This is a genomic window from Acinetobacter sp. V2, from assembly GCF_001188385.1.
Lineage (GTDB): Bacteria > Pseudomonadota > Gammaproteobacteria > Pseudomonadales > Moraxellaceae > Acinetobacter > Acinetobacter oleivorans.
The window spans coordinates 1823824-1830135 of the sequence record NZ_JZFB01000001.1; the positions used below are offsets into that span (position 1 = coordinate 1823824).

The window sequence follows — 6312 nt, forward strand, 5'->3', positions numbered from 1 at the left end:
TTCTCGTTGTTTTAAATTAAGCAAAATGTATTCCACTTCAAAACTGATTCTCTATTTTGGTTTTGTTATACTCCGTTTCTACTATTAATTAAGAAGTTTTTAACTGAAGTCGAATATGAGCAAAGTCAAAACTGTTTACCGTTGCGAACAATGTGGTGCCGATCATCTTAAATGGGCAGGTCAATGTTCAGAGTGTGGTGAATGGAATTCTTTGACTGAAGTCAAACTTGAGCCAACCACCGCTCACCGCGCACGTCCAAAAGTTGGGGGCTATGCTGGTCAAGCTGCCAATATTACAACTCTAAATAAAGTCACTTTTTCCCATGAAACACGCTTACCGACAGGCATCAGCGAATTTGATCGCGTACTTGGCGGAGGCTTAGTTACAGGTTCAGTCGTATTGATTGGTGGTGACCCGGGTATTGGTAAATCGACTATTCTTTTGCAAACTGCAACCTATATGGCAAGTGCAAAAAGCTCTGCACTTTATATTACCGGTGAAGAATCTTTATCTCAGGTTGCACTTCGCGCTCAACGTCTTGACCTACCTACTGACCAGTTAAAAGTCATGGCAGAAACTTGTGTTGAACGTATTTGCGAAGTCTTAGAACAAGAAAAACCTGTCGTGGCGATCTTAGACTCGATCCAAACGCTTTATACAGAAACGCTTCAATCGGCACCGGGTGGTGTTTCGCAAATTCGTGAATCTGCTGCTTTATTAACTCGTTATGCAAAAAATAGTGGCACTGCACTCTTCATTGTTGGTCACGTGACCAAAGAAGGTGCACTAGCAGGTCCACGTGTTTTAGAACACATGGTGGATTGTGTACTTTACTTTGAAGGTCAATCAGACTCACGTTATCGAATGATTCGCGCTGTTAAAAACCGTTTTGGTGCAGTGAACGAGCTTGGCGTATTTGGCATGACAGATAAAGGCTTACGTGAAGTTGCTAACCCTTCTGCCATTTTCTTAAGCCGTTATGATGAAGCGATTCCCGGTTCAATTGTCATGATTAGCCGTGAAGGAACTCGTCCTCTTTTAGTCGAAGTGCAAGCTTTAGTTGATGATGCTCAAGGACAACCTCGTCGCGTAGCATTGGGTCTTGAACAAAACCGTTTAAACATGTTGCTTGCTGTAATGCACCGTCATGGCGGTGTTCAAACCACAGGACAAGATGTCTATGTCAACATTGTCGGTGGCTTAAAGATTACCGAAACAGGTTCGGACTTAGCAGTTTTACTGGCCTGTGCATCGAGTTTGCGTACCAAAGCATTGCCTCAACAACTTGCCGTTTTTGGAGAAGTTGGCCTTTCTGGTGAAATTCGTCCTGTACCAAATGGTCAAGAGCGTTTAAAAGAAGCTGCAAAACATGGCTTTAAGTATGTCATTTTGCCAAGAGGGAATGCGCCGCAAAAAGCTATTCCAGGCGTACAAGTCATTGCGGTTGCCCGTCTGCATGAAGCATTGACTGAGGCAATGCAACTCAGTGATGAATTGACATAAAAAAACATACTTTTATGGTTGAAATTTAGCGTAAATACCTTCATAAATACTATTACAATTTAATTTTAGACAGGAATTTCCTATGGAAGTACACCAGCGTGGCTTGATTACCGGTATTTTAATGGCTGCTTTAGCAATTTCGCCTCTTGCTGAAGCTAAACGTGCAGGTGGTGGTAAAAGCCACGGTATGGCACGCTCGACTACTTCAAGCCAGTCTTATCAACAACCTCGTCAAGTGACTCCTGCTCAACAACCTGCTACTGCACCTCAACGATCAGGTCCGGGTGTTGGTTCAATGGTTGCAGCTGGTGTGGCTGGTGCTGCCGTAGGTGCTGTTGCAGCAAATGCTTTAGCTGATGACAAACCAACATCAACTGAACATCAAGCAACTCAAGCTGGAACAGAACAAGCTGCTCAAGCGCAACAAGAAGAGAAAAAAGGTGGAATTCCTAGCTGGCTTTGGGTATTACTTGCAGCAGCTTTAGCCTTTTTTGTTTTCCGCAAATTGGGCGCAAAAAAAAAATTAGCAGCTAATAATCCTTACGCACCAAATAACGACGGTCAAAACCCATTTGGTCGTTCTGCTGCACCACAAGCGACACCACGTAATGCTGGAGATAATACAAATATCTTTGGTCAATCTGTTGGTGGCGGTGCAGCAACCCAAGCTCCTTTTGGCGGTGCAACAACGAGCAATGGCAATCAACTTCCAGATGGTAGTGAACCTGCTGCTTTCTTACGTATTGCACGTCAACGTTTTAATCACATCCAATCGATGAATACTGCAAGTAACATTGAAGAAATTCGCCGTTACTTAACACCAGAACTTTATAGTTCTATGTATAACGACATCATGGAAAACCAAGATCAAGACGTTGCTGAATTTAGCAATCTGAATGCGATGGTTGTAGACAGTGCGACTGAAAATGGTCAATACGTTGTAAGCGTACGCTTTACTGGTACTGTGAGTGAAGATTTAAACAGCTTGCCACAACCATTTACTGAAATCTGGCACTTTGTTAAACCTGCTGGTTCTCAGCAAGACTGGGTTGTTGCTGGTATTCAACAAGCTTAAGCTAAATAAACCCTCAATAAAAAAGCCACAATATTGTGGCTTTTTTATTTGTCAGTTTTTAAGCAATTTCAGCTGGGAATGTAATGACTTTTTCAATTTTGACCTGATCCATTGCAATCATGAGTAAGCGGTCTATACCTAAAGCAATTCCTGAACATTCAGGCATATGAGGCAGTGCTACTAACAAGTGTTCATCTAAAGGCATGACATGAAGACCTTGCTTAGCCCGCTCTGCATTGTCTGCTTCAAAGCGTGAGCGTAATACCTCTGCATCAAGCAATTCATCGTAAGCATTGGCAAGCTCTAAACCTTCAATATATACCTCAAAACGTGCTGCGACCTCTTCCCCATCTTCATCCACTTTCACTTTTGCCAAAGACGCCATTTCTGGTGGAAAGTCAGTTAAAAAGACAGGCGCATCAAACCCTAAACTTGGCTCCACAAAATGAGAAAATAATAAATCCATGTAAGCTAGGCGGTCATCGCCTAAATCAAGATTTAATCCCACACGATTTGCCGTATCTTTGAGTTGCTTCAATGTTGCTTGTAAAGGATTAATGTCGAGACGATCTTGAAAAGCATGTTTATAACTTAAAATAAACGGACGAACTTCACCAAAACGATGCTGCAAACAAGTCTGCAATAAATCGGCCGTTTCATGCATTAAAGCTTTTAAGTCTAGACGCGGACGGTACCATTCGAGCATGGTAAATTCACTATTGTGTTTACGCCCGTGCTCATCGTCTCGAAAAACCTTACAGATTTGATAAATTGGCCCGCTACCACTCGCTAGTAAACGCTTCATGGCAAACTCTGGAGAAGTCTGTAAATATTGAGTCTGCAATTTGCCATTAATATGACGTAAAGCCTGAACAGAAGCTAAATGCACATCGGTGACACCTGCCTGTGAAACTATCGGTGTTTCTACTTCCATGACATCGCGTTCAGCAAAAAACAGACGAATCTGGTTATAGAGTTTGGCACGTGCTTTTAAGGCATCAATTGAACAAGTTGGTTGATAACTTAAGCTCATGCCTGCGGCCCTCCATGTGCGGCCCATTCACGGCGCAGCGGATAATTCTTACGTAATAAATCAAATGCTTTTTGCTCTACTTTGCCATCTTTAATACAGGCACGGATGTTGGCATCATCTTGAGCAATATCATAAATCTGAGCTAATTTTTGCTTTAACACAGCTTTTAAATCATTGCCTGAAAAATAGTCGTCACATGCAGGCAATTGGGTCTCGAAACGTTTATTTATATCAAACCCAAACTTTTGGCAGAACGCTTCATAAATCATTTGGGTGCCACGAGCCTTACCTTCCAAGCTATAACCTGCAATATGCGGTGTTGCTAAAGCCAACATGTCTATAAGTTCTTCAGATATCACTGGCTCATGCTCAAATACATCGAGCACAACTTTACGCTGGGTGCGCTGAATATCTTCGATTAAAGCAGCTTCTTTAATGACCGGACCACGCGCACTATTAATTAAAATCGTGTTTGGTTGAAGTGCAGCAAACGCTTGCTCATCAAAAAGATGATATGTCGCATGTTCACCATTTTTGGTAAGCGGCACATGAATTGAAATTGCATTCGCTTGTTGTAAAAGAGTTTCTAAACTTACATTTTTAATTGAATCTAACTTCACATATGGGTCAAAGCCAATCACGTTCCAGCCCAACAACTGGGCCATATGTGCCAAACGCTTACCGACGTTTCCAAGGCCCACTATTCCTAGGGTAAATTTTTCTTGTTGTTCTAAAAGGTTAACATCTAAATGAAGTAAAGCAGTAATGACATATTCAGCAACCGCTTGTGCGTTACAACCTGCTGCATTTGCCCATGTAATTCCTTGTTTTTCTAAAGCAGGAATATCTAAATGATCGGTGCCGATTGTGGCACTACCCACATATTTTAATGCTGTATTTTCGATTAAGCTTGCATTTACCGCAGTGACTGAGCGAACCAATAATGCTTCTGCATCTTTTACATCTGCATGAGCTAAGGTGCGTCCCGCATGGTGTTGAATATCGCCAAACTCTGAAAAAAAGTAATCGGTAAATGCCAAATTTTCATCTGCGACGATTTTCATTATCTGCAACTCAAAGCTTATAAAAACGTTATTATCCTTTGAGTTGTAGCAAAGCACAATGTTAATGCCTTTAAATTCACGATTCTATGTCTTGCACTTTTAAGGCTTACAAACCGCCGCCAAAATAGAAATAGGCCATTACCGCTAGCGTTACCCAAACTAAAATAATTAACACAGCGACCAAATAATTTTGAGGTCGTCGCTCCTGCTGTTCTAGCCATTCATCAGCTTGCTGTTCTGCATCTAAAATGACTTGCTTAGGTGTAAAGCGAACAGCTAACCAAATAAGAATGGGCAAAATTAAAGCATCATCAACAAAACCTAAAATAGGAATAAAATCTGGAATTAAATCGATGGGGCTAAAAGCATAGGCAACAGCAATCACGGCCAAAATTTTAGGCAATATCGGCATTTGAGGATGCTTTGATGCAAACCAAAGCATAATAATTTGTTTTTTTAGACGTTTTGCCCAATCTTTTATGGACTGTAACCAAGCCACTGGGACACACTCTGAACTACATAAGTCTGATCATAAAGTATAAAGTTCGTACTTAACTTAAAATTAGGCAAAATAGAAATGTATATTTCCATTGTGTTTGATCATTCTTAGCATTTGAGCTGATCTGATCAATATTTCAATGCATGACATTTATGTGTATAAAACAAAATCATCTCCACGACAAAAGCTTGCTAAAGTTAGGCCAGAAGTTTTTGCGAGCCGAATAGCCATACTGGTTGGGGCAGAAATTGAAGCCAATAAACCAATATTAAGCTGAGCGCATTTACGAATTAATTCGTAGCTTGCACGACTGGTCATAACAACAAAACCTAAACTGGTGTCGTAGTTTTCTTGAGCCAAATAACCCAGTAGTTTGTCTAAGGCATTATGACGGCCAACATCTTCAAACAAAGCCATGATTTTGCCTTGAACCACCCAAGCAGCGGCATGAGCACCACCCGTTAAGGCAGTAATTTTTTGTTGATCTTTTAATTGAGAAATCGCGATTGGAATTTGTTCAAGCCACTCTTTGGAAGGTTCGATGGTAATTTTAGAAATATCGAGCTGAAGATGCTCCAAACTTTCAATGCCACACAAACCACAGCCTGTACGACCCACTAACATCCGTCGCCTTTCTTTTAACGCAGCAAATGCTCTAGATGAAATGGTCATATTCACTTCAATTCCCAATTCACTTTCATGAACCTCAATGGCATACAACTCTTTTAAGCTCGTTAAAATTCCTTCGGACAGACTAAAACCTTTAGCAAACACACCTACATCGGTAGGTGTAGCCATCATCACTGCATGAGAAATGCCGTTATATACCAAAGCAATCGGATGTTCTTGAACAATATTATCTAAAACACTTTCAGATTCGGTTTTCTTAAACCGCTTTACTTGTAATGTTTCAACCCCATAAGAATGTGGTGTCAAAATAATTTCCTTTATCTTGAAATGGCGCTTGTTTAGAGCGCCATTTGTTTGAATTACATTTTTAATATCGCTGTTAATTTAAAGGTTACTTACTTTCTTATCTGCATCTTCAGGATCAACTGCTGTTGCCAAATTAAAGTGTGCAGGTGCATCACCAGCATGCAATATCACAGGAACACTTTTTGAAGCTGGAATTTTGGC

At 40.9% G+C, this 6312-nt stretch carries 7 protein-coding genes; 2 read left to right on the forward strand and 5 right to left on the reverse strand.

The window, feature by feature from the left end; all coding sequences use genetic code 11:
• Positions 1 to 115 precede the first annotated feature (115 nt).
• On the forward strand, positions 116 to 1504 hold the full coding sequence (radA, locus tag UC75_RS08385) for a DNA repair protein RadA (RefSeq protein WP_013197043.1): 1389 nt from the start codon (positions 116 to 118) through the stop codon (positions 1502 to 1504).
• 82 nt (positions 1505 to 1586) lie between these two features.
• Positions 1587 to 2579, forward strand: coding sequence for a Tim44 domain-containing protein (locus UC75_RS08390; protein WP_013197042.1), 993 nt, complete (start codon positions 1587 to 1589; stop codon positions 2577 to 2579).
• A 58-nt stretch (positions 2580 to 2637) separates the two neighbouring features.
• On the opposite strand, the gene epmA is transcribed toward UC75_RS08390, so the two are convergent.
• From epmA to UC75_RS20800, 5 genes are all read right to left on the reverse strand, one after another.
• The gene (gene epmA / locus UC75_RS08395; protein WP_049837279.1) at positions 2638 to 3612 is read right to left on the reverse strand and encodes an EF-P lysine aminoacylase EpmA; all 975 of its coding nucleotides are present in this window, start codon (positions 3610 to 3612) and stop codon (positions 2638 to 2640) included.
• Positions 3609 to 4676 carry a 4-phosphoerythronate dehydrogenase gene (locus UC75_RS08400; protein WP_049837280.1) on the reverse strand — a complete coding sequence of 356 codons (1068 nt, stop codon included), beginning with the start codon at positions 4674 to 4676 and terminating at the stop codon, positions 3609 to 3611. Before UC75_RS08400 ends, epmA begins: the two co-directional genes overlap by 4 nt.
• Before the next feature lie 106 nt (positions 4677 to 4782).
• Complete coding sequence (locus UC75_RS08405; protein ID WP_049837281.1) at positions 4783 to 5175, reverse strand: YkvA family protein; 393 nt, start codon at positions 5173 to 5175, stop codon at positions 4783 to 4785.
• Positions 5176 to 5325: 150 nt separating this feature from the next.
• Positions 5326 to 6111, reverse strand: coding sequence for a formate dehydrogenase accessory sulfurtransferase FdhD (gene fdhD / locus UC75_RS08410; RefSeq protein WP_049837282.1), 786 nt, complete (start codon positions 6109 to 6111; stop codon positions 5326 to 5328).
• Positions 6112 to 6189: 78 nt separating this feature from the next.
• Positions 6190 to 6312 (reverse strand): hypothetical protein (locus UC75_RS20800; protein WP_228137228.1); only part of this gene is annotated, 123 nt, incomplete at its 5' end.